This window comes from Oxynema mangrovii CENA135 (genome assembly GCF_016632315.1).
Classification (GTDB): domain Bacteria; phylum Cyanobacteriota; class Cyanobacteriia; order Cyanobacteriales; family Laspinemataceae; genus Oxynema; species Oxynema aestuarii.
Window position 1 is genome coordinate 812,933 of the sequence record NZ_JAEOXH010000002.1, and the last position, 21,967, is coordinate 834,899.

Sequence of the window (21,967 nt, forward strand, 5' to 3'; positions counted from 1 at the left end):
TTATTTAGGATGGGGACTCATGAACGCTCACGAACTGCTCAAACGGTATGCAGCAGGAGAAAGGGATTTTCGCGGGATACAACTGAGTCGGGCGAATCTGATGTTTGCTCAACTCATGGGGATTGACTTGTACGATGCCGAACTCAGTGGCGTCGATTTTTACGATGCCAATCTCACTCAGGCGAAATTAAGTGGAGCCAATTTAGAAAAAGCCCATCTGGGTCGGGCGAACTTGGCTCAGACGAAATTTTTCGGCGCCAATCTCTCTCGCGCCAACCTCTCTCGCGCCGATTTGGGGCGGGCCGATTTATTTCGGGCTAATTTAACCTTGGCGGACTTGTCCGGCGCTAACCTCTGCCGCGCCGATTTGAGTGGGGCCGATTTGAGTCGGGCTAATTTAAGCAAAGCGAATTTAACCAATGCCAACTTGAGCGAGGCGAATTTATCCTCTGCCAATCTCGTCGGGGCGAACTTTAAGGGAGCGAAACTCAACGGCGCCAATTTGAGCGAGGCGGACTTGTACGATGCGGACTTAACGAATGCGAAAGTCGAAAAAGGGGATTTGAGAAATGCCCAATTGTTCGGCGCCAAGTTGCCGGGGGCGAATTTATCCGATGTCGATTTGCGTCACGCCAAGTTATGCGAAGTGAATTTAAGTAAGGCCAATTTAGCGCGCAGCGACTTGTCCGGGAGTAATTTAAGTCGGGCCAATTTGAACGAGGCCAATTTGAGCCGCACGAATTTGAGTTATTGCAATTTAAGTGAAACGACATTAACCCGTGCCAATTTAACCGAGGCGAAGTTAACGGAAGTCAATTTGAGTCGGGCTAATTTGGCGCGCGCGATTTTAGTCGGAGCGGATTTTTCGACCCCGGTGGGGGAAGGGAGTAAGGCGCGGGCGTTTTCTCTGAAAAATCAAGGGACGATTTGGTTGGGGCGATCGCCCAAAGCTAGTATCCAATTATATTCCCCCTTCGTATCCCGCCGTCATGCGGTGATTCACGTCAATTCTCAAGGGGAATATGTCTTGCGCGACCACAACAGCACCAATGGCGTCTTTGTCAACGACCAACAACTCGAAGGCCCGGTGGTCCTGTCGGACGGCGCGACGATTAAAATCGGTCCGTTTGTTTTAGTTTTAAAAGGGGAAGACTTACAGGTTGAAGTCGATGGCACCTCGATTCAGCCGAGTTGTCTGATTCAAGCCGATTTAACTCAAGCGGACCTACGTCAGGCTAATTTAAGCGGTATTACCCTTTACGGCGCCAATTTGAGCGGCGTTCACCTCGAAAATACCAATCTGACCGGAACGGTGATGCCCGACGGTTCGATCGCCCCGAAATCGGTTCCCAAAGCGGGGAATCGCCCAACCCAACCCTAGGCAAGAATCGAGGGTTTGCGGTGCGTTCGATCGCCGAGAGTCACGCCATCCGCCTCAATTTCCCCGTCGATGCTGCGGGCTAAAATAACCGCTAATAGTGCGGTTTCACGCTTTCATTCGCCTTTGGCCGTTCTTGATTCCACGCGATCGACAATCATTGAATCGACCCTCAGTTTTACGGACGATTGGCGATCGTGTTAAGCTGAAAAATCTGTAGTTTTGCCAATCGTTTGACGATCGCTCTCAACGATTAAAGGTGTGAAATTGCGCCGTGAAATTAAGTTGTAAAATTACGCTGTAAAATTGAGCTGCAAAACTCACCGTCGATCCTTTGTTTTTGTTATTTTTGTAGGTCAATATGTTAAGAGCTGGAATTGTCGGACTCCCTAACGTCGGTAAATCTACGTTATTTAATGCCCTCGTGGCTAATGCGAAAGCCCAAGCGGCTAATTTTCCCTTCTGCACGATCGAGCCGAATGTAGGGGTGGTCGCCGTTCCTGACGAACGCCTCCAAGTGCTCGCCGAAATTTCTCATTCCGAGCAAATTGTCCCGACGCGAATTGAGTTTGTCGATATTGCGGGATTGGTCAAAGGAGCGAGTCAAGGGGAAGGTTTGGGTAACCAATTTCTCTCTCATATTCGCCAAGTTGACGCGATCGTTCAGGTGGTTCGCTGTTTTGAAAATGACGATATCATTCACGTTTCTGGAGGGATCGATCCCCTTCGAGATATTGAAGTCATTAATTTAGAATTAGCATTAGCAGATTTGGCTCAAATCGAACGCCGGATCGAACGCACTCGCAAACAAGCCCGCGCCAATAAAGACGCCCAAGCCGAACTCGCCGTTCTCGAAAAAATTGCTGCCGTTCTCAATGAAGGAAAATCGGCTCGTCAAACGGAATTGAACGAGGAAGAATTAGAGTTAGTCAAACAGTTGGAATTGTTAACGCTCAAACCGATTATTTACGCGGCTAACGTATCGGAAGAAGATTTAGCGACTGGCAATCAGTGGGTGGAACAAGTTCGCGAACACGCCGATCGCGAAAATGCTCAAACGGTTGTAGTTTCGGCGCAAGTCGAATCGGAATTAGTCGATTTGTCGGCAGAAGAACGGGCAGATTTCCTCGAATCTTTAGGTGTGGAAGAAGGCGGGCTGCAATCTCTAATTCACGCGACGTATAAGTTATTAGGATTGCGGACATTTTTGACCACCGGACCGAAAGAAACCCGGGCGTGGACGATTCGAGAAGGGATGTCTGCCCCCCAAGCGGCGGGGACGATTCATACCGATTTCGAGCGCGGTTTTATTCGGGCGGAAACGATCGCCTATGCGGATTTAGTCGCGAGTGGGTCGATGAGTGCGGCGAAAGAAAAAGGGTTAGTTCGTAGCGAAGGAAAAGAATATATCGTCCAAGAAGGCGATGTTATGTTATTTCGATTTAATGTTTGATCGAATCGTTCGATCGCGCGACGATCGCGCCTTAATGGGTTAAGGGAAAGGCGATCGCTTCGGGATACGCCGGGTGGCTATCGGAGGCGATCGCCGAACCCGAAAACCTCGCTACTTGTCCGATCTTAATGGTCTGATTGTTATAAAACTCAAGGGCAACAAAACGATGCTCGATCGAGAAATTGAGTTTACCCTTCCTAAAGGTGCTATTGATGCAAGCGGTCGCCTTCACCGTCACGGGAAAATGCGTCCGATAACTGGAGAAGACGAACTCTATGTGACCCGCGATCGCCGGGTTCGGGAGGAGCCCGCTTATGCGACTTTCGTAATGCTTTCGCGGGCGATCGTCGAGTTGGGAACCCTCGATCGAATCACTCCCCAACAGTTAGAAGAATTGTTTTTAGCAGACTTTATTTACCTGCAAGAACAGTTTAACGAACTCAATCAAGAATTAGTGAGGTTTTCCGAACTGGGGGAATGGTAGGCTACCCCTTGGATCTCCTCTACGAGGAGGTAGCCGCGATCGCCTTTTATTTTCACTGGTCGTTAGAGGACATTTTAAAATTAGAACACGGCGAACGACGCCGATGGGTCGAAGAAATCGAGAAACTACTTCCCTGAAACGGCGAGAGGGACGTTCGGCAAACCTCAGAGAATTTTCAGAGAATCCCCATCACATTTGAATCAAATTTTCAATCAAATCTGAATAAAATATCAGGAAAATCAGGATAGCTTGCCAATGGATAGTACAGTGGGATTTATTCTAAAAGTGATCGTCGCCTCGGCGGTTCTCTCCGTGGCGATTAAATGGGTCGGCCCACAGTTTGCGCTTCCTGCAACGGCGACGATCGCGGCGATCGGTGTTTTTACCCCGCCCGCCATTGTAGCCCTTGCCCTCGGTTGGCGCATGTGGCAACAACGAGGAGAGTAGACCGATCTTTTCGTCAATCCGGTATAGTCTCAATCCGGTATTTTCATAACTTCTTATCACTCATTCATGCGTTGACGGTCGCAACTGCGCGATCGCCATCTCCCCCCTCTTTATCAAATCCTTATCGAATCGGTGTCAGGAGCGATCGCCCGTGAATCTAGGTCAATGGATCGGCTTTTTAAGCTTAATTATTTCCCTTTACATTCTCTGGCAAATTCGCCAAGTTTTACTTCTTGTCTTTGCTGCCGTCGTCCTGGCAACTGCCCTCAATCGACTCTCGCGCTACTTACAAAAATTCCATATCAAACGGGGTTGGGCTGTTCTGATTTCCATCAGTTTATTGTTCGTCATTTTGACAGCATTTTTCTGGTTGATCGTGCCGCCTTTCGCCGAACAATTCCAACAATTAATCCAACTGCTTCAATTAGGAATTGAAGAACTCAACGACTGGCTCGATCGTTTTCGTACCCGGGTTCCCCGCGATTTAAAACAATATCTGCCCGATCTCGATACAATTACCGGACAATTTCCCGCCTTAATTAACCAATTATTTGAACGGGCGGGAAATGTCGTCAGTGGCACCTTGGGCGTCATGCTCAGTTCTCTGTTAGTTGTCGTCCTGTCGCTGATGTTTTTAGTCAATCCCGACGCCTACCGTCGCGCCTTCGTGCGCTTATTTCCTTCCTTCTACAGACGCCGAGTGGAGGGCATTTTAGATCGTTGCGAGGTCGCCCTCGGCGGTTGGCTGGTGGGGATTTTATTTAATATGCTCGTGATTGCTACGTTTAGCTGGCTGGGATTGACCATTCTCGGAGTGCGTCTGTCTTTAGCTAACGGTATTTTAGCGGGCATTCTTACCTTTATTCCGAATATCGGTCCGGGATTGAGCGTCATTCCGCCAATGGCGATCGCCCTCCTCGATGCCCCTTGGAAAACCCTCGCCGTTTTAATTCTCTACATTTTTATCCAACAAGCAGAGAGCAATTTTCTTACTCCTTACGTGATGGCGGAACAAGTTTCTCTGTTACCCGCCGTCACCTTGCTGGCGCAAGTCTTTTTCGTGACCTTTTTCGGCTTTTTAGGTTTATTTTTAGCCCTACCCCTCACCGTAGTCGCTCAAGTCTGGTTGCAAGAAGTTTTAATTAAAGACGTCCTCGATCGCTGGAACAAACCCCCTCAATTTATCAAAGGAATGGTCGATACCGATGGAGAATCCCCAGATCGCTCCCATCCAGAGACTTCACCCGCGAGATCGCCCGGCGAAACAATCGGCGACGAGGCGATCGAAGGATGAAAGATTTTAGCCAAATCCGCAAGAATCCTCCGCTTCAAATCTATGATTGAAGCGTGAGATGAATGGCGGCAGTAACTTATGGTAGAGTATTTATGGTGAATTCAGTTGACCCTAATGCTTAAAGCTGTCAAGGTCAGATTATACCCAAATGAGCAGCAGAAGCAATCGCTGGAGCAATCCTTCGGCAATTGCAGATGGCTGTGGAACTATGGTCTGAACTTGATGAACCAAACCTACCAGGAGACTGGAAAAGGACTATCTAGTTACGACATCAAGAAAAAGATTCCCAGCCTCAAACAAGAGCATGAGTGGTTAAAGCTGACATATTCACAATGCCTTCAACAGGTTTGCATTAACCTGGGAACCGCTTTTAACAACTTCTTTGAGAAGCGGGCTAGGTATCCGCGAGTTAAGTCCAAACACGGCAAACAATCCATCCAGTATCCCCAAAATGTCAAGGTGTTGGAGAACGCCTTGAAGCTACCGAAGATTGGGGAAATTAAAGCGGTTGTTCATCGACCAATAGAAGGCAAACTCAAAACCGTCACAGTTACCAAAAATCGCTGCGACCAGTATTTTGCTTCCATTCTCTTTGAAGATGGGAAACCCAATCCAGACTCATCCACTGAGGGAAAAGCGGTCGGTGTAGACCTTGGATTAAATCATTTTGCTGTAACTTCCGATGGGTCTAAGTTTAACAACCCAAGATGGATTGCTAAACATGAGCGTAACCTGAAACGCAAGCAGCAAGACTTATCGAGAAAACAGAAAGGCTCTAACAACCGAAATAAAGCACGAAAGAAAGTCGCTAAGGTACATAACAAGGTAGCACGTTGCCGGGAGGATTTCCTACACAAGCTATCGCGTAGGATAGTTGACGAAAACCAAGTCATCTGTGTGGAAAACCTCAATGTCAAAGGCATGCTCAAAAACCCGAACCTGGCTAAGGCGATCGGCCAAGTCGGTTGGGGAATGTTTTTGACGATGCTGAAGTACAAAGCCGAACAGGAAGGGAAAGTCTATATTGAAGTTGATAGATTCTTCCCCTCTTCTAAAACCTGCAACGTTTGCTTGAATCAAATCGATAGCCTGCCACTAGATGTCAGAAATTGGACTTGTTCTAGCTGTGGGACGAGTCACGATCGCGATCTCAATGCAGCTATCAATCTCAGAGAAGAGGGGCTACGACTCTTGACCTGCGGGACGCGGGGCCAAGCCTACTGTCGGGATGTAAGACCGAACCGTAGAGGACGCAAGAAATCTACGATTGGGCAATCTGTTGGGTAGGAAGCCGCTATTGCAATCTCCGATTCAATAGCGGTAGTTCACCTTCAGGGAGGAAGATCCTCGGGCTGCGGACTGGGGATGGTTCACTTCAAGGACAAGCAGGCACGATATCCGCAATTTGAGGTCTCAAGCGGGAAAAATTGACGCGATTGGAACCCGAAGCGACGAGTTCTACCCGTCCGGTGTCATCGGTGACCCACCCGGTTGCCTCAAGGGTTGGAGGCGCAGACGTCGTACGAACAGGTCGATCGCTTTCATGGGTCAATGGCGAGGCGTTCGACTCTTCGGGAATGTCGCGCAGGTCGTCCCATAAGCTTTGAGCGCGGATCGGCGCGATCGGATTTTCCGGCAGTCCTCCACTTCCAGTAATCGTAAATTGATTTTGCTCCGGGGCGGCACAACCGGCCAGTTGCAACCGATAGGCAGACAGCAATTGCGGCGACGTTTTTAAAAATCCCGTCCTCGGATCGAATTCCGGGGTTTCTAAACGTACTTCGCCGCTAAAGTTGGCGCCGAGTTCGGAAGAAGCGGTAATATCACTCGCCGCCGTCGGTTGCGATCGCAGTTCGGTCCCGAAAATGCCCTCGGCACTAATACTGATGCGTCCTCCGGCACTATTGACCGCGTTGGCGGTAATATCGCTATTGTCGAGGGCGACTAAATTCTGGGTGGCGATCGTCAAATTTCCCCCGTCGTCTATCCCTCGGGCATTGGTCGAAATTTGGCTGTTCCCACGCAAGCGTAAATCGCCAGTGGACAGACTAATATTACCCAACCCGGCACTGTTATCGGCTCGCAGGAGCGCCTGATTGTCTAAATCGACCGTTTCCGCGATTAATTCTAGACTCCCCGCTTCCCCGGTACTCGAACTGCTGACGGTGACTTCAGCACGGTTATCCGCCGAGAACGATTGGGCTTCAATGGTTAAGTTTCCCGCATTGCCCGCACCTTGGGAGGACGCAAATAAGCCACTGGGGAAACGAGTTCCCGTGTCGTCGGTGAAAAACAGGCGATCGCGAAATTCCAACTCTGCGGCAGAGCCACTGAGCGCGATCGGGCCGTTGACGCGAATGGTGAGGGTGCCGCCATTGCCCGCCCCAAAGCTGCCGGAGCCGATCTGACCGCCATCGGCGACCCGCAAGCGCCCGGTTTCGATGGTCAAATCGGCGCCCGGGGCGTCGAAATTGGCATTGGTCGAAATGGCGGAGGGCAATCCTTCTTCATTCTGGCCGAAAACGTCGATCGATTCGGTCGCAGTGATGGATAGCACTCCGGCGGCGCTGCTCGGATCGGTGCCGTTGGTTTCCGTCGAAATGGCTCCCCCGTCGGCGACGATCAAACGTCCGGTTTCTACGGTGAGATTGCCCCCTCTACCCGTACTTCCGACTTCGACGGTGGTGACGACGACACTCGCAAATAGACTGCCGAAGGAGACCCCCGCGCCGCTTACTTCGATCGACTCGCGGGCGCGCAAAATGACTTCTCCAGCATTGCCCTCTCCCCGAGTAAACGAGAGAATTTGGGCCCCTTCTAAAACCCGCAGGCGATCGCTTTCGATGGCGATCGTGCCGCCCGTTCCCGTGGCGCTTACAAAGCTCGAACCGGACCAAAAACTGGTTCGGGTTTCGACGTCGCGGGCTTTGACCGACATCAAGCCGCCGTTCCCGGCGCCGAAGGTATCGACGCCGACGATACTGCCGTCGAGGACTCGCAGGCGATCGGTTTCAATCAGTAATTGACCGCCGTTCCCGGAGGCGCCGGGAGCCACGGAGGCGAAGGCGCTACTCGAAAAGGTGCCGTCGCCGGGGGTCAAGCCGGAAAATTCGATCGATTCGCTGGTTTGCAGTTTGACGGTTTGACCGGGCCCGTCGCCCAAGGTATCGGCCAAGATCGAAGAGCCTTCGAGGACGGCTAAGTGGCGCGCTCTCACTTGGATCTTGCCGCCGCGATCGCCACTGGCATCGACGGAGGCGGCTCCACTCAGGCGCGTATCTCCCCATTCTCGGACGTTATAGCCAAAGGCTGCGTTTTCGTTGCCAAAGGTGACCGTTCCCGTTCTGACGCTTCCCAATTCGATCTGGCCGTCTTCGGCGGTGAGGTTGCCCCCGGCAATGTCGATGCGATCGCCGAGCAGGGCTAAGGTTTGTCCGGGGGGGACGGCGAATCCGGTGGGGCGATCGTCGCGCACGGTTTCGAGGAGCGGACCGAACCCGAATCGATTGCCCGGTCCGAGGACCGTCAAACTGGCTGGGGATTGCCCGTCGTTGACAAATTGGATCCCCGTCGGTACGGCGACGGTGAGCAGGGCGGGGGTTGAGGTGTCCGTGGCGCTAAAGCTGCTGCCGTCGTCGAACAGGAGCCGATCGCCCGTGGTGGCGAGAAAGGAGCCGCCGATCTCCAAGCGGGCGTTGGCGCCGAAGACGATCCCGGACGGGTTGAGTAGAAATAGGTTCGCCCCCGGGTTGGCGCGGATCGTGCCGTCGATTTGCGAGAGTTTGCCTCCGGTGACCCGGGTCAAAATATTGGTAATTCCGGCGGCATGGTCGAACCAGACCACGCCCTCGGCGCCCACTGAAAATTCTTTAAAGCTGTGGAAGAGATTGTTTCCGGCTTGGGTGCCTCCCCGGATTTGAGTGAGGTTGCCTTCGGGGATGACGAGGGAGTTTTCTGGGAGGCTGCCATCGGGTATCACTTGCGCCCGTGCGGCGATTGGGGATAGGGCGGCGATCGCCACGGCGAGGCATCGGAGGGCGCGGGTGGGTTTTATTCCCCGAGTCTGGGTCATGGTTCGTGCTGTTGAGGGACGCTCGGCGATCGTTGCGATCGCGATCTCAGCCATAGCCGATCTCGATCGCGGCGACAACCGTAATTTCACGGATACTAGAAGATGGAAGGGTTTAAATTTCTCCGAGATCCTATGGATACTATTGCATCTACCGATCGAAATGCCATTCGCCGGGCCGTCGATCGCATCCTCTCCTCTCGTCAAATCAGCCGTCAAGACCAACGCACGTTAATGACTTTACTCTCGGGACATTGTTTGAGTTCGCAAGAAAAACTTTGGGTGGATCGCATTTATGAAGATTTACATCGAGGGTTAATTCGCGCGATCGATTGAAGGTATCGATCCGGTTGACCCTAATTTCTCGATGGTTTTTACTCGATGGGTTGCGATCGATGCTGCAACAATTATTCCAAGTTGTCGTCAACATCTGCAATTTCCTCTATTACTGACGCGATCGACAACTTCTATATTTCTCTGTTCCAAAGTTAAATCTGCTCGGCAGATCGAACCCGCCAATCGTTCAAGTGGAAGCGAGTTTGTTCCGAGACTTCAATCGCTTTGTGATAGGCTTGCCGATAGCAATCTCCTGCTTTTTCATAATGTTTTAATTTCGACCAGGCCATCCCTTCCAATCCTAAAATATGGGACGATCCGATCCCGTTGGGACAAATGGCTAAGGCTTGGTGGTAAGCGGCGATCGATTCTTCATAGCGCTGCAAGGCAAAAAGTAAGGAACCTTTTCCATTCCAGGCTTGATAGCGACCGATCGGATTCATACTCACTTCGATCGCCCGGTCGTAGGAGGCGATCGCGTCTTGATAGCGCCTCAATCGTTTTAAGGTTTCCCCCCGTTGCTGCCAAAGATAAGAAGCTTTTGGCTGCAATTCTAAGGCGCGATCGTAAGCTTCGAGGGCTTCTGGATAAGCCCCACAAACCAGATAGCGATCGCCTCGATTTTTCCAATCTTCGTAACTAGAATCTTTACTCGGGGATCCTAAATCGTTGGCCGTTGTTTTTTCCAAAAACCGATCGACACGGATCGACGGCGGATCCGGAGAGCGCGATTCTTCAATAACGGCAGATTCCCGGGGAGGTTCCGGGGTCGAACTCGCCGCGCGACCGCGATCGATAATTTTAATTTTTACTGGCATCTTGAGCAACCCATAGGCGATCGCGATCGAGGCCAAAATAACAAGCAAGAATTCCATCTGATTCCTCCGAGTCAAGCGATTGGGTGATGTGCTTAAGATATCCGGAAAAATCCCAAAGACTGGGTTCTCTTCGTGAAAACTTTAGACTTTGAGTAACGGGATTCACAACAAACTTAATACAACGCAAATAAAATTATATAATCTACGTTCCCATTGATTCCGTAACTCAGATAACCAAGAGAGCCATCTTTGTGAGTTAAACTCACTGCGGGGCGACTTGCAAAGTAAATAAATAATGACAAAACTATTTTGTTTGAGCATCGACTCGTACAGACGAGTCCGCAGTCAAGATTCCCGGGCGAACGCGCGATCGCGTGTCACGATGCGATCGCGAAATCGCCGCCGACCGCCCCACGGATCCTCGTACTCGCAGGGCGGGAAAAGGGATCCCGGGGCGATCGTGTAAATTAATATTGCACGATCTGGCAATCCTTTTAATGTTTTAAGGGGTTGGCGCAGCAATAAGTCCCCCTCAAAATTTTTCAATTGAGCGTTGGAAGAGATGGACTCCCCAAACATGGTAAAATCCTACTGCCCGAACGGGTTTGAAATAGCGAAAACCAAGCTAAATCCATACAAGTTTTTTTGTACAACCTGTGCTTTCTATAAAACTTAGGAACTAAGATAGCGCCAATCGCCTAGATGTAAGACCAATAAGTTCGCTTGGAGGCCATCTATTGGCTTATTGCCCAGGCTGTATTCTTTGAATCGGCGTGGGTCGTTCACTTTAGACCTTTAATCAGAAGTTAGGAGGATCTCAATCGTGGATAACGAACTGCCCAAATATCGGCTAGTTTGCACTCTGACCTTTGGTGATATTTACGGACAAATCATCATTTGGTTGATCGTCATTTTCCTCAGTTTGGCGTCGGCGTTGGCCTTGTGGAGTGCCGAACGGCAGATTTACGCCCTCGCCACGGTCGGGCTAATTGTCGTCTTATCCTTACCGTTCCTGCTGTTTGCCTTCGTCACGACCTTACTCAATCACATCGAATTCAATCCGGTCGATAATACCTCCCCCGAACTGGGAACGGCTTCGAGCACCTCCCCTCGGGAGGGAACCGCAGGCGCTACCCGTTGAGACCCCATCTCCCGCAATGGCCGATCGCGCCAACCCCTGTCAGAATTTCCCTGCCCGAAGGTGGGGAATCTTTTTTGAGAGCGAAGTATAGAAAATGCCCAAGATAGCAGATACGATCGAACACGACGTCATTATCGTCGGTGGAGGACTCGCAGGTTGTCGGGCTGCCGTCGAAATCAGCCGCCTCAAGCCGGATGCGGACGTGGCGGTAGTCGCTAAAACTCACCCGATCCGATCGCACTCCGTCGCGGCCCAAGGGGGGATCGCCGCCACCCTCAAAAACGTAGACGACCTCGACTCCTGGGAAGCTCACGCCTTCGATACAGTCAAAGGATCCGACTACCTCGCCGACCAAGATGCCGTCGAACTGCTCGCCCGGGAAGCCCCCAATGTGGTCATCGACCTCGAACACATGGGGGTTCTCTTCTCGCGACTGCCCGACGGACGGATCGCCCAACGGGCGTTCGGCGGTCACAGTCACAAACGCACCTGTTATGCGGCGGACAAGACAGGTCACGCGATCCTGCACGAGTTGGTTAATAATTTGCGCCGTTACGGGGTGCGAGTATATGACGAATGGTACGTGATGCGCCCGATTGTCGAGGACGGAGAAGCGAAGGGCGTGGTGATGTACCACATTCTCGACGGCGAACTGCGGGCAGTCCGGGCAAAGGTGGTGATGTTAGCCACGGGCGGTTACGGACGGGTTTTTAATACGACCTCGAACGATTTTGCTTCGACTGGGGACGGTTTGGCGATGGCGGCGATCGCCGGAGTTCCCTTGCAGGATATGGAGTTCGTCCAGTTTCACCCCACGGGACTCTATCCGGTGGGGGTGTTGATTTCGGAAGCAGTACGCGGCGAAGGGGCGTATCTGATTAATGCCGAAGGCGATCGGTTCATGGCGAATTACGCCCCTTCGCGGATGGAATTGGCGCCCCGAGATATCACCTCGCGGGCGATCTCCCTCGAAATTCGCGCCGGACGGGGCATCCACGCCGACGGCAGTCCCGGCGGTCCGTTTGTTTACCTGGACTTGCGCCACATGGGACGGGAAAAAATTATGAGTCGGATTCCCTTTTGTTGGGAAGAAGCCCATCGTTTGCTGGCGATCGATGCGGCGATCGAACCGATGCCCGTGCGGCCCACGGCTCACTACTCGATGGGCGGGATTCCCGTGGATACTCAAGGGCGCGTTCGCAAGGGTCCGGAAGGTTTTATCGAAGGTTTATTTGCGGCGGGAGAAACGGCGTGCGTGTCGGTTCACGGCGCCAACCGTCTCGGCAGCAATTCCCTGCTCGAATGCGTGGTGTACGGTAAGTTGACCGGGGCGGCGATCGCCCGCTACCTCGACGATCGCAAACAACCCGATTTCGACCCCGCCCCCTATCTCGAAGATGCCCGCGATACCCTCCAATCCCTCCTCGACGCCCGTGGCTCCTATCGCATCGGCGAAGTTCGCCAAGCCTTTCAAGACTGCATGAGCCAACATTGCGGCGTCTTTCGGACCGAATCGCTCATGCGCGAAGGCTTGGAACAAGTCGAACGGGCGATCGCTCAAGCCGAACAGGTGTATTTGGACGATAAGGGGACGGTGTGGAATACGGAACTGATCGAAGCACTCGAATTGAAGAATCTCATGCGGGTCGGTCAGATGATTCTCTCCTCCGCCCTAGAGCGTCGGGAAAGTCGCGGCGCCCACGCCCGCGAAGATTATCCCGATCGCGACGATGCCAATTTTTTAAAACATACTCTGGCCTATTATTCCCCGACGGGAATTGACATTCGTTATCGACCCGTCACTATTACTCGCTTCGAGCCGAAGGAACGCAAGTATTAGAGCGCTCAAAAAGAGGGGTTTTCCCGTTTGGCCAGCGCTCGATCGAGGGAATTTGATTTCACAAATGAATCATTTTTAAAAGCAAAGTGATTCATTTGTGAAATGAGAAACTCTTCGATTGAAAAAAGGGAGAAAAGCGATCGAAAATGCTTGTATTTTTGAAGCGTTTACACTAGAATTAACTTCTGAAGGGGAGTAGCTATCGACTCACCAAAGCGTCGATCTATCCGAATCAACATACTGGCTCAAACGCCTGGTTCGGATAACAAGTTTTCCGATTTTCCTCGATAAGAAAGAGGAAATTTTAAGGTTTTAGAGAACTTGGCAGCGAGACCTTCACTAAGTTCGCATTCGAGCGAGCTTGGTGAAGTGTTTTCGCTTTTAACCAGCTCGCTCGGATCGCCCTACAGTCTTTTCCGAGGAGCGACAGTTCATGTTAAAAGCATATACGGCAGGGTTGTTACTGACGACGATTTCCGAGTTAGGAGATAAAACCTTTTTTATTGCCGTCATTTTAGCCATGCGCCACACGCGCAGGTGGGTGTTTGGCGGGGTCGTGTTGGCTCTGGCGGCGATGACCGTACTCTCGGTGTTAATCGGTCAGGCGGTGTCATTTTTGCCGAAACATTATCTTGATTTTGGCGAAATTGCTTTGTTTGTGGGCTTCGGTTTGAAGTTGCTTTACGATGCGTCCCAGATGAGTAGCCAACCGGACGAGGAGGAAGTAAAATCGGCGGCGATCGCCGTTGAGGAGTCGAAATTTTCGCGATGGTTGAGCCAGTCGGCCCAATGGGGAATTTTAGCCGAAGCGTTCTTGCTGACCTTTTTAGCGGAATGGGGCGATCGCACCCAAATCACCACGATCGCCCTAGCGGCGGCGAACAACCCCTTGGGGGTGACCGTCGGAGCGATTCAGGGTCACAGTATCTGCGCGGCGATCGCGGTGATTGGAGGTCGATTAATTGCCGGAAAGATTTCCGAACGGACCGTGACGGCGATCGGCGGCGGTTTATTTCTGCTTTTCGGCATCGTCGCCGCCTTAGAAGTCGCCTAGGGACGCTTACTCCGGCGACGTTTCCTCGGGGTTCGATTCCGCCGGAGAGGGAGCCGGGGCCGGGGCTGGAGCGGCGCCCTGAGTCGGGACGGGCATTTGCGCCAACTGGTTAATTTGATCCTTGTATTGAGCCGGGGCTAATTCCGATGCTGTATTGAATAGGGGTTGAGCGTCTTCATTTTTACCCTGACGTTGAAAAACGAGGGCTTTGGCGAGAATGGGGCGAAAATCCTCCGGATCGGTTTTAATGGCTTCGTCAAAGACCGCGAGGGCTTCGTCATAGCGATCGCGATCGGCGTAGACCTGCCCGAGAATGACCTGAACCGAGACCACATCGACACTGTTGGCTTCGATTTGATTGGCTTGGGGGGCTTTTTCGAGGGTTTCCTGGAGCAAGCCGATCGCCGCTTCCGGGCGGTCTTGAGCCAGCAACAGATTGACGTAACCTTGCAAGGCGTTGAGATTGCCCGGTTGGGTTTCGAGCAGTTGGCGATAAATTTGAGCCGCTCCCTCGCGATCGTTCTGTTGTTCCTTCGCTTGGGCGAGCAACACCGCATAATTGCTCTGTTCCGGCTTGAGTTCGACCAACTTTTCTAACGCCGCGATCGCCCCGGGAATATCTTGCATTTGCAAGCGCACTTCCAGCAAACCTCGCAATGCAGTTTCGTTGTCCGGTTCCCGTTGTAAAACCAATTCGTAACCGCGAGCTTGGGCTTCTAAATCGGCTTGTGCTGTATTTTGAGGGTCACTGTTCGGCGAAGCAGTCGGAGCCGTCTGCGTGGTGGGGTTATTGGCTTGTAAGACCCCATTGACCAGAGGGGCAATTCCAATCCCGAGAAAGGCAATTAAGCCAATGGCCATTACCACTTTAAAGATCCAGCGATCGCGTTTTTCAGACACAGTATTTCCCTTGAATTTTGAGCGAGATCGGTTTAACGCTATTCTAGACAAAGATGACCCGCAACTGAGAAGCGAGCCGCGCGAGTCCGAGGTCGCCATCGGGAAAACCCGACGAAGGGCGATCGCCCGAGAGCGTGTAAAATGAGTAGCTCCAGCGATGCGCCGCTCTCGTCCGACAACGGCCAACCTCCGGCGCATCGGCTTCAACAATACCGACGATTCGAGAAAAATTCCTACTACCGAGATTCCAGCAGCGCGATCGAGCCAGAGTTCATAGAGCGGCGATCGATTGCCAAAATCCCTAAATTTGCCTGAATCTCGTTATTTCCACTTCGCTGGTTTCTCCAAACCATGCGGATTTTACTCTAGGATCGTTGCATTCTGTACAATAAGCAGACTGATACCGAGTCACTCCTGAATTCACCCTTACTGGCCTCGACGATCTATCCGTGTAGATTGTCTCAAACGTGGGGTCGGCTCGTATCAACCGCCGCTCGCCAGCCATTTTTGGCGGGGGAGTCGCCCGCACGAGCCGCGATTCGACACGATTTTACTCGGTCAACCCCGTTTTGACTCGGAGCTTCCAAATCCATGTATGGTGAATCAGGATGCCTCAGTTCGGGCGAGAGGGCTTGTTCCACTCAGCCTTTTGATTTCTCATCGCGTCTTCCAATTTGTAACCTAGTCCTCATCGGATGTGTCTCCGCAGCAAGGAGGTTTTATGAATTCCTCTTCTAACCAGTTGTCTAATTCTCCGCAACCCCCCGAGTCCGACCAGTCCCAACCGCCGATTCCTCCGGCTAAGCCTCCGACTCCTCCGGCGAAACCACCGGAAGCTGAAGCTACCCCCTCGGAACCGACTGTAGAAGCGCCGGAAACTGAAGCGCAAGCGCCGGAAACTGCCGTGGAACCGTCGCCCGCCGAAGCCGAAGCGCCGGAAACTGAAGCGCAAGCGCCGGAAACTGCCGTGGAACCGTCGCCCGCCGAAGCCGAAGCGCCGGAAACTGAAGCTGAAGGTCAATCTGACGATTCCAGCGATCGCAGCTCGGAACAGAGCGCTAGCGAAGTGAGTTCTCACAACGATCTCACAGATTTTCACAAACAGCCGATTCCACCTCCGAGCGAACCGAAACAATATCGAGCGGTCGGTTTAATTCGCGGTCGTTATCAGCCGTCCGAGGAGCAGTTTACGCGCGGTATTCTCCTGACGAGCGACGGCACCGAGATCGATGCGGTGTTGTTGGGACGGGTGATGAGTTTGGTCAAAAATCACCTGGACTTAGAACAAGAACATCTTTGGGTGGTTTATCCTCGAACCCGACAAAATACGGATAACCTGCACGCGCAAATTATGGGGGTTTGGGAGCCGGAAAAACTGGCGACCGAAACTCCCGACGAACGGGGCGAAGGAACGGCCACCGAGGGTGCGGAGTCATCCGAGGAGTCGCAGGAGGCGATCGCCCCGGCTCCGACCCTGCAATCCCATCTCGAAGATGGATATTTCTCGATTCGCGGGGAGGTCATTTTTCAATCCCAACCGCATCAGTACATCATCATCAAGATCAGACAAACCGCTCGCAAAGATTCGGAGAAACCGAAGTTTTTTAAATTAAAACTGAAAGGTTTGTTATCCAATCCTAAAGCGGTGGGTCATTTTTGGGACTTACACGTTCACCGAGTTGGAGAACAGTTGGAAATTGACGGCGGCAACCACATGGGGTTTGTCGGTGCCAAACGCAAAAAACCGTTTTCCGGTCGTCCCCGAGGCAAGGGGCCGGGTCGCCACAGAGGCAATGCGCGCCCGGTGACGAAAGGTGGCAAGCGTGCGGGATCGGCGCCCTCGTCGAGCAAACCGTCTAAGAAAAATCCACCGAGTAAAAGCGAGTAGCCGTTCGCCGTGTCGGGAGTGGGGTCTTGTTGTATGTCGAACGAGAATACAAGCGGTCGTAACTTCGGGACGTCAGGAGTTCCGGGGAGGCGATCGCGGCGCCACGAACTCCCGACAGGCGACTTCGGGTTGAATCGAGAACTTAGTCGAAGGTCATGCGCGATCCCCAGACATTTTGAGGGAGAAACGAACGATCCATGGGAATCGGGGCGGTGGGTTCGGTGAGGGTAAATTCACCGGAATCGATGCGTTGTTTGAGTTCGAGGGCGATTTCGCGCGATCGCCGAATGCTGGAGAGGGGCGCGGTTCGCACGGATTTCCCCTCGATCGAAATGCGCCCGCTTTTGAGTTGGGCGTAGCTGACCAAGCCGAAGGTAGGCCGGATCCGACGGGGGATCGACAAATCGATCACCGGGGCGACCAGGTCGCGATCGCGCACCGCACAACAGGCGACGACCTCTTCGTCGAGAACGGGAAGGGGGACGCCGATGCCGATCATTAAAGACGGACCGTAGTTTTTAAAATAACAACCGCGTACCCAACGGCGCGACATTTGCTTGGCGTCGCCGACGACCGCCAAGGTCGCCGCCGGACCGATGGGGGTTTTGTTGGGGAGGCGTTTTTGCAAGGGAAAATGTTGGGTTCCTTCGCCGACGATATAGCCGATACTACCGCCGAGGAAAATGCGACTCCCGATCCCGATGGTCCTCAATTCCGGGTCGTTGAGCAGGGGGGACAATTCGCCGCTACAGGCGTAGACGGCATTACCGAGTTGGGGTTGAAGTGGACCGAGATAGGTGTAGAGGAGGCGATCGCCGCCGTTGACCCCGACGATAAAATTTTGATAGAGATTGCGCGGGTTAAACAGATAAAACTGGTTGATCGTTTCCCGAGTAATCGTGGTCTCGAACGAGGCCCGAGGGTAGCAGTCCGTCACCTGTCCGACGGCTCGCAACGGCAACCCTTTGCCCGCGATCAAATCTTCGATCGCCTGACCGCCGCCGCGTTCGCGGGTTTCTTCCCCTTCGACCCCTTCAACCATTTCGCTGGCACCGAGATACAGGTCTACAGCGCCCAAACCGGAGTAGACGGGAACCCCATCGACCCAGCAGCGACGAATTTTAATCGGCGGGTCCGTATGGCCGAGATTGAACAGCGCCCCGGACGATTCCATCGGCTCGAACATCCCCGTGGTCACCACGTCTACTTCCCGGGCGACTTCGGCGACGCTGGTTTCTTCCACTCGGGTTTTGACTTCTTCGACGGTCCAGACGACGGCCTGTTTGCGTTCGATTTTGTCATTGATTTCGGCGATCGTTCGCATAGTTGAATGTAGGTTGGAATGTCAGGACAAATCAGCAGTTAAAATGCGATCGTCGTGGGGGGTTCGAGCCGAAGGACTTCTCAACAGGCGATCGCCCCTCACGACGGGATGCCGAAATCTTTAAAATCAAAAATGCGAAAAATGGTTGTCTTCCCTACGGTAGTCTAGATCGAGTTATTATATCCGAACCTTCGACACAATCGATCTATGACTTCTAGCGTTTCCAGTCCCCCTCGAACCGTGCGTATTGCTTCTCGCAAAAGCCAACTGGCCCTCGTGCAAACCCACTGGGTGCGCGACGAACTACAAAAACACTATCCAGAGATCGCCTTTGAAGTCCACACCATGTCTACCCAAGGGGACAAGATTCTCGATGTGGCCTTGGCGAAAATCGGGGATAAGGGACTGTTTACTAAAGAACTGGAAGTCGGAATGCTCAACGGCGATACCGATATGGCGGTGCATTCCCTCAAAGACTTGCCAACCAATCTCCCCGACGGGTTGATGCTCGGCTGCGTCACCGAGCGAGAAAACCCGGCAGATGCCTTAGTGGTCCACGCCAAACATCGAGACAAGCAGATCGACACCCTACCGGAAGGGGCGGTGGTGGGAACGTCTTCCCTGCGGCGTTTGGCTCAACTGCGCCATCATTTCCCCCATTTGACGTTTAAAGATATTCGGGGCAATCTCAACACCCGCTTGGCGAAATTGGATGCGGGGGAATACGACGCCCTGATTTTAGCCGTGGCTGGCTTGCAGCGTTTGGGAATGGGCGATCGCGTCCACCAGATCGTCCCCCCGGAAATTTCCTTGCACGCGGTCGGACAAGGGGCGCTCGGGATCGAGTGTCGTACGGAAGACCCGCAAATTCTCAATTTAATTAAAGCGCTCGAACACCGGGAAACGGCTCGACGCTGTGATGCGGAACGGGCGTTCTTGCGCGAACTCGAAGGGGGCTGTCAGGTTCCGATCGGCGTCAATACGGCGATCGCCGACGGTCAGTTAACCTTAACGGGAATGGTCGCCAGTCTCGACGGTCAAACCTTGGTCAAGGATACGGTGGTCGGTCCGGCGGACACGGCGGCAGCGTTGGGGGTGGAGTTAGCCCAAAAACTGCGCGAACGAGGCGCCGGAGAGATCCTGGCGGAAATCTTCGCTCAGATCGAACGGGATTAACCGGATCGGTGCGGGTCTGCCCTCGGTAACAGACCCGCCACTTGCAATCTTTAGCCGACCCGGTGAAGATGTGCGGGTGGGGGTGGAGATCGCTGGAATACAAGGGGTACGGGCGATCGCGCCCCCCCGATATTGGCGTTCAAATCGCAAGCGAGCAAGGTTATGACCCAAACGAACGATGCATTTGCCCGAGCCCTCCAGTTCACCTTGAAGTGGGAAGGCGGGGTCGGACACCCGCAAGATCCCGCCGGAGCCGTCAATAGAGGTATCAGTCAAGCCACCTACGACACTTACCGCCAGCATAAGAAGTTACCCCCCCAACGGGTTTCCCAACTCACGGAGGCGGAAGTTGAAGAAATCTACTTTCGCTATTACTGGCAACCGTCGAAAGCCGATTCGATGTGTTTGCCGTTAGCGGTGGTTCATTTCGATACGGCGGTAAATTTCGGCTTGCGCGGCAGTGTGGAATTTCTTCAGGAGGCGATCGGCGGTTTGGTCGTCGATGGCGATTTCGGCTCGAAAACCAGCGCCGCTCTCGCCGCTCACAATACGATCGCCACGGCCCGGGAATACGTCAAACGCCGGATCGACTACCGCCACCAGCGCGTTAAAGCCAATCCCAGCCAACAGGTGTTTCTCGACGGTTGGCTGCGACGGGATAAGGCCCTGTCGAAGTATATCGAGGATTTGGAAAATCCCGGAAAGGGCGATCGCGAGGACGCGGCGATCGTGGCGCGCTTGGAGCAAGCGATCGGCTTGCTCGAAGAAATCGTCGCCGAGTTGAAGGGGCGATCGTAAGGGGGGCGATCTCCAAAAGTCTCCCGGTGGCGCTAGCGTGTTGCCAAATGCTCATATCCTTCCCCCGGAAGCTACAGTCGGATCCCGCATCCGGGTATGATGGCGGTACTGACCATTTCAGGGAACGCAAAGAGCAACATGCGAATATTATTTGTCGCCGCAGAAGCGGCCCCACTGGCTAAAGTCGGGGGAATGGGCGATGTCGTCGGTTCCCTGCCAAAAGTGCTGCGACAAATGGGACATGACGTGCGGATCTTCATGCCCTATTACGGCTTCCTTCCAGACAAAATGAAAATCCCGAGCGAACCGATCTGGAAGGGGTTTGCCATGTTTCAGGACTTTTCTGTCTACGAAACCGTCTTACCCGGGACGGACGTTCCCTTGTATCTTTTCGGTCATCCGGCATTTTCACCCCGTCGGATTTACTTCGGGGACGATGAAGACTGGCGCTTTACCCTATTTTCCAACGGTGCGGCGGAATTTGCCTGGAATTACTGGAAACCCAACATCATCCACTGTCACGACTGGCACACGGGGATGATTCCGGTGTGGATGCACCAAGACCCGGATATCGCCACGGTGTTTACGATTCATAACTTAGCCTATCAAGGCCCGGGGCGTTGGCGTTTGGAACAAATGACCTGGTGTCCCTGGTACATGCAAGGGGACAATACGATGGCGGCGGCGGTTCAGTATGCCAATATCGTCAATACGGTTTCGCCGACTTACGCCCAACAAATTCAAACGGAGTCTTACGGTGAAAAAATGCACGGTTTGCTCTCGTTTATCAGTGGCAAGTTGGTCGGGATTCTCAACGGCATTGACGTGGACTCTTACAATCCGGAAACGGATAAGTATCTCGCCGCCAATTTCAGCGCGACGGATCTGGAGAAACGGGCGGCGAATAAGGTCGCCATTCAAGAAGAAGTCGGCTTAGAAGTCAATAAAAATGCCTTTTTAATCGGTATGGTGACCCGCTTGGTCGAACAAAAGGGCATCGATTTGGTGTTACAAATTCTCGATCGCTTTATGGCGTACACCGACGCCCAATTTATTTTATTGGGGACGGGAGAGCGCTATTACGAGACGCAAATGTGGCAACTGGCGGGACGTTATCCGGGACGGATGGCGACGTATTTGTTGTATAACGATTCTCTGGCGCGCCGGATTTATGCCGGAAGCGATGCATTTTTGATGCCGAGTCGCTTTGAACCGTGCGGGATCAGTCAGATGATGGCGATGCGTTACGGTTGCGTGCCGATCGTGCGCCGCACGGGGGGGTTGGTCGATACGGTCGGCCACCACGAACCGATGCTCGAAGAGGGAACGGGTTATTGTTTCGATCGCTACGAACCGTTGGATTTGTTCACCTGCTTGATTCGAGCCTGGGAAGGCTTCCGCTACAAGGATGCTTGGCAAAAACTACAGCAGCGCGGCATGATGTCGGACTTTAGCTGGGAAACTTCGGCGAAGCGGTACGTGGACATGTACCGTTCGGTTCTGGGGATGTCCGAGTCCGACTCTGCCGATGACGCGGGATAGGCGACGGCGCGACGGTCTCGCTACA

At 53.0% G+C, this 21,967-nt stretch carries 21 protein-coding genes; 16 read left to right on the forward strand and 5 right to left on the reverse strand.

All coding sequences use genetic code 11. The annotated features are described in order from the left end of the window. The first annotated feature begins 19 nt into the window (after nucleotides 1–19). The 7 genes from JJD41_RS17170 to JJD41_RS17200 all read left to right on the forward strand — a co-directional run bounded on the left by JJD41_RS17170 (nucleotide 20) and on the right by JJD41_RS17200 (nucleotide 6,343). Nucleotides 20–1,381 carry a pentapeptide repeat-containing protein gene (locus JJD41_RS17170; RefSeq protein WP_200668737.1) on the forward strand — a complete coding sequence of 454 codons (1,362 nt, stop codon included), beginning with the start codon at nucleotides 20–22 and terminating at the stop codon, nucleotides 1,379–1,381. 358 nt (nucleotides 1,382–1,739) lie between these two features. Continuing rightward, entirely contained in the window at nucleotides 1,740–2,831 is a 1,092-nt protein-coding gene (gene ychF / locus JJD41_RS17175) for a redox-regulated ATPase YchF (RefSeq protein ID WP_200668738.1), read from the forward strand. 115 nt (nucleotides 2,832–2,946) lie between these two features. After that, nucleotides 2,947–3,315, forward strand: a complete 369-nt coding sequence (locus JJD41_RS17180; RefSeq protein WP_234488888.1) for a hypothetical protein — start codon at nucleotides 2,947–2,949, stop codon at nucleotides 3,313–3,315. Continuing rightward, nucleotides 3,309–3,452: a DUF6760 family protein gene (locus JJD41_RS17185; protein ID WP_200668740.1), complete on the forward strand. Its 144-nt coding sequence runs from the start codon at nucleotides 3,309–3,311 to the stop codon at nucleotides 3,450–3,452. Before JJD41_RS17180 ends, JJD41_RS17185 begins: the two co-directional genes overlap by 7 nt. Nucleotides 3,453–3,570: 118 nt before the next feature. After that, the gene (locus tag JJD41_RS17190; RefSeq protein ID WP_200668741.1) at nucleotides 3,571–3,762 is read left to right on the forward strand and encodes a hypothetical protein; all 192 of its coding nucleotides are present in this window, start codon (nucleotides 3,571–3,573) and stop codon (nucleotides 3,760–3,762) included. A 151-nt stretch (nucleotides 3,763–3,913) separates the two neighbouring features. Then, a complete protein-coding gene (locus JJD41_RS17195) occupies nucleotides 3,914–5,056 on the forward strand; it encodes an AI-2E family transporter (protein ID WP_200668742.1) in 1,143 nt (380 codons plus the stop codon). A 114-nt stretch (nucleotides 5,057–5,170) separates the two neighbouring features. After that, entirely contained in the window at nucleotides 5,171–6,343 is a 1,173-nt protein-coding gene (locus JJD41_RS17200; protein ID WP_200668743.1) for an RNA-guided endonuclease InsQ/TnpB family protein, read from the forward strand. Nucleotides 6,344–6,431: 88 nt separating this feature from the next. Here JJD41_RS17200 and JJD41_RS17205 read toward each other — a convergent pair whose 3' ends face one another. Beyond that, complete coding sequence (locus tag JJD41_RS17205) at nucleotides 6,432–9,182, reverse strand: beta strand repeat-containing protein (RefSeq protein ID WP_200668744.1); 2,751 nt, start codon at nucleotides 9,180–9,182, stop codon at nucleotides 6,432–6,434. A 78-nt stretch (nucleotides 9,183–9,260) separates the two neighbouring features. Between JJD41_RS17205 and JJD41_RS17210 the strand changes: the two genes are divergently transcribed. Beyond that, nucleotides 9,261–9,461: a hypothetical protein gene (locus JJD41_RS17210; RefSeq protein WP_200668745.1), complete on the forward strand. Its 201-nt coding sequence runs from the start codon at nucleotides 9,261–9,263 to the stop codon at nucleotides 9,459–9,461. 152 nt (nucleotides 9,462–9,613) lie between these two features. On the opposite strand, the gene JJD41_RS17215 is transcribed toward JJD41_RS17210, so the two are convergent. Both JJD41_RS17215 and JJD41_RS17220 read right to left on the reverse strand, forming a co-directional pair. Continuing rightward, entirely contained in the window at nucleotides 9,614–10,336 is a 723-nt protein-coding gene (locus JJD41_RS17215; RefSeq protein ID WP_200668746.1) for a tetratricopeptide repeat protein, read from the reverse strand. A 288-nt stretch (nucleotides 10,337–10,624) separates the two neighbouring features. Further along, nucleotides 10,625–10,858 carry a hypothetical protein gene (locus JJD41_RS17220; protein ID WP_200668747.1) on the reverse strand — a complete coding sequence of 78 codons (234 nt, stop codon included), beginning with the start codon at nucleotides 10,856–10,858 and terminating at the stop codon, nucleotides 10,625–10,627. Nucleotides 10,859–11,102: 244 nt separating this feature from the next. Between JJD41_RS17220 and JJD41_RS17225 the strand changes: the two genes are divergently transcribed. The 3 genes from JJD41_RS17225 to JJD41_RS17235 all read left to right on the forward strand — a co-directional run bounded on the left by JJD41_RS17225 (nucleotide 11,103) and on the right by JJD41_RS17235 (nucleotide 14,314). Next, nucleotides 11,103–11,420: a hypothetical protein gene (locus tag JJD41_RS17225; RefSeq protein ID WP_200668748.1), complete on the forward strand. Its 318-nt coding sequence runs from the start codon at nucleotides 11,103–11,105 to the stop codon at nucleotides 11,418–11,420. Between the two features lie 94 nt (nucleotides 11,421–11,514). Continuing rightward, a complete protein-coding gene (locus JJD41_RS17230; protein WP_200668749.1) occupies nucleotides 11,515–13,260 on the forward strand; it encodes a succinate dehydrogenase/fumarate reductase flavoprotein subunit in 1,746 nt (581 codons plus the stop codon). Between the two features lie 433 nt (nucleotides 13,261–13,693). Continuing rightward, nucleotides 13,694–14,314, forward strand: coding sequence for a TMEM165/GDT1 family protein (locus JJD41_RS17235; RefSeq protein WP_168570849.1), 621 nt, complete (start codon nucleotides 13,694–13,696; stop codon nucleotides 14,312–14,314). A gap of 6 nt (nucleotides 14,315–14,320) precedes the next feature. On the opposite strand, the gene JJD41_RS17240 is transcribed toward JJD41_RS17235, so the two are convergent. Next, nucleotides 14,321–15,214 (reverse strand): tetratricopeptide repeat protein, encoded by an 894-nt coding sequence (locus JJD41_RS17240; RefSeq protein ID WP_370583869.1) that lies wholly within the window; start codon nucleotides 15,212–15,214, stop codon nucleotides 14,321–14,323. Between the two features lie 141 nt (nucleotides 15,215–15,355). On the opposite strand from JJD41_RS17240, the gene JJD41_RS17245 reads away from it, so the two are divergent. Continuing rightward, nucleotides 15,356–15,529 (forward strand): hypothetical protein, encoded by a 174-nt coding sequence (locus tag JJD41_RS17245; RefSeq protein ID WP_200668750.1) that lies wholly within the window; start codon nucleotides 15,356–15,358, stop codon nucleotides 15,527–15,529. 406 nt (nucleotides 15,530–15,935) lie between these two features. Beyond that, nucleotides 15,936–17,102, forward strand: coding sequence for a hypothetical protein (locus JJD41_RS17250; RefSeq protein ID WP_200668751.1), 1,167 nt, complete (start codon nucleotides 15,936–15,938; stop codon nucleotides 17,100–17,102). A gap of 142 nt (nucleotides 17,103–17,244) precedes the next feature. Here JJD41_RS17250 and JJD41_RS17255 read toward each other — a convergent pair whose 3' ends face one another. After that, on the reverse strand, nucleotides 17,245–18,426 hold the full coding sequence (locus JJD41_RS17255) for a homocysteine biosynthesis protein (protein ID WP_200668752.1): 1,182 nt from the start codon (nucleotides 18,424–18,426) through the stop codon (nucleotides 17,245–17,247). 207 nt (nucleotides 18,427–18,633) lie between these two features. Here JJD41_RS17255 and hemC point away from each other — a divergent pair, with 207 nt between their 5' ends. From hemC to glgA, 3 genes are all read left to right on the forward strand, one after another. Then, nucleotides 18,634–19,602, forward strand: coding sequence for a hydroxymethylbilane synthase (hemC, locus tag JJD41_RS17260; protein WP_200668753.1), 969 nt, complete (start codon nucleotides 18,634–18,636; stop codon nucleotides 19,600–19,602). A gap of 162 nt (nucleotides 19,603–19,764) precedes the next feature. Continuing rightward, nucleotides 19,765–20,400: a glycoside hydrolase family 108 protein gene (locus JJD41_RS17265; protein ID WP_168570843.1), complete on the forward strand. Its 636-nt coding sequence runs from the start codon at nucleotides 19,765–19,767 to the stop codon at nucleotides 20,398–20,400. Between the two features lie 138 nt (nucleotides 20,401–20,538). Then, nucleotides 20,539–21,942 carry a glycogen synthase GlgA gene (glgA, locus tag JJD41_RS17270; RefSeq protein WP_200668754.1) on the forward strand — a complete coding sequence of 468 codons (1,404 nt, stop codon included), beginning with the start codon at nucleotides 20,539–20,541 and terminating at the stop codon, nucleotides 21,940–21,942. The last annotated feature ends 25 nt before the right edge of the window (nucleotides 21,943–21,967 follow it).

Bases quoted from the DNA above. Each gene is read 5' to 3' on its own strand.
- JJD41_RS17265 (WP_168570843.1), top strand. From the start codon at position 19,765: ATGACCCAAACGAACGATGCATTTGCCCGAGCCCTCCAGTTCACCTTG.
- JJD41_RS17235 (WP_168570849.1), top strand. From the start codon at position 13,694: ATGTTAAAAGCATATACGGCAGGGTTGTTACTGACGACGATTTCCGAG.
- ychF (WP_200668738.1), top strand. From the start codon at position 1,740: ATGTTAAGAGCTGGAATTGTCGGACTCCCTAACGTCGGTAAATCTACG.
- JJD41_RS17205 (WP_200668744.1), bottom strand. From the start codon at position 9,182: ATGGCTGAGATCGCGATCGCAACGATCGCCGAGCGTCCCTCAACAGCA.
- JJD41_RS17245 (WP_200668750.1), top strand. From the start codon at position 15,356: ATGAGTAGCTCCAGCGATGCGCCGCTCTCGTCCGACAACGGCCAACCT.
- JJD41_RS17255 (WP_200668752.1), bottom strand. From the start codon at position 18,426: ATGCGAACGATCGCCGAAATCAATGACAAAATCGAACGCAAACAGGCC.
- JJD41_RS17250 (WP_200668751.1), top strand. From the start codon at position 15,936: ATGAATTCCTCTTCTAACCAGTTGTCTAATTCTCCGCAACCCCCCGAG.
- hemC (WP_200668753.1), top strand. From the start codon at position 18,634: ATGACTTCTAGCGTTTCCAGTCCCCCTCGAACCGTGCGTATTGCTTCT.
- JJD41_RS17215 (WP_200668746.1), bottom strand. From the start codon at position 10,336: ATGGAATTCTTGCTTGTTATTTTGGCCTCGATCGCGATCGCCTATGGG.
- JJD41_RS17190 (WP_200668741.1), top strand. From the start codon at position 3,571: ATGGATAGTACAGTGGGATTTATTCTAAAAGTGATCGTCGCCTCGGCG.
- JJD41_RS17170 (WP_200668737.1), top strand. From the start codon at position 20: ATGAACGCTCACGAACTGCTCAAACGGTATGCAGCAGGAGAAAGGGAT.
- JJD41_RS17230 (WP_200668749.1), top strand. From the start codon at position 11,515: ATGCCCAAGATAGCAGATACGATCGAACACGACGTCATTATCGTCGGT.
- glgA (WP_200668754.1), top strand. From the start codon at position 20,539: ATGCGAATATTATTTGTCGCCGCAGAAGCGGCCCCACTGGCTAAAGTC.
- JJD41_RS17185 (WP_200668740.1), top strand. From the start codon at position 3,309: ATGGTAGGCTACCCCTTGGATCTCCTCTACGAGGAGGTAGCCGCGATC.
- JJD41_RS17220 (WP_200668747.1), bottom strand. From the start codon at position 10,858: ATGTTTGGGGAGTCCATCTCTTCCAACGCTCAATTGAAAAATTTTGAG.
- JJD41_RS17200 (WP_200668743.1), top strand. From the start codon at position 5,171: ATGCTTAAAGCTGTCAAGGTCAGATTATACCCAAATGAGCAGCAGAAG.
- JJD41_RS17210 (WP_200668745.1), top strand. From the start codon at position 9,261: ATGGATACTATTGCATCTACCGATCGAAATGCCATTCGCCGGGCCGTC.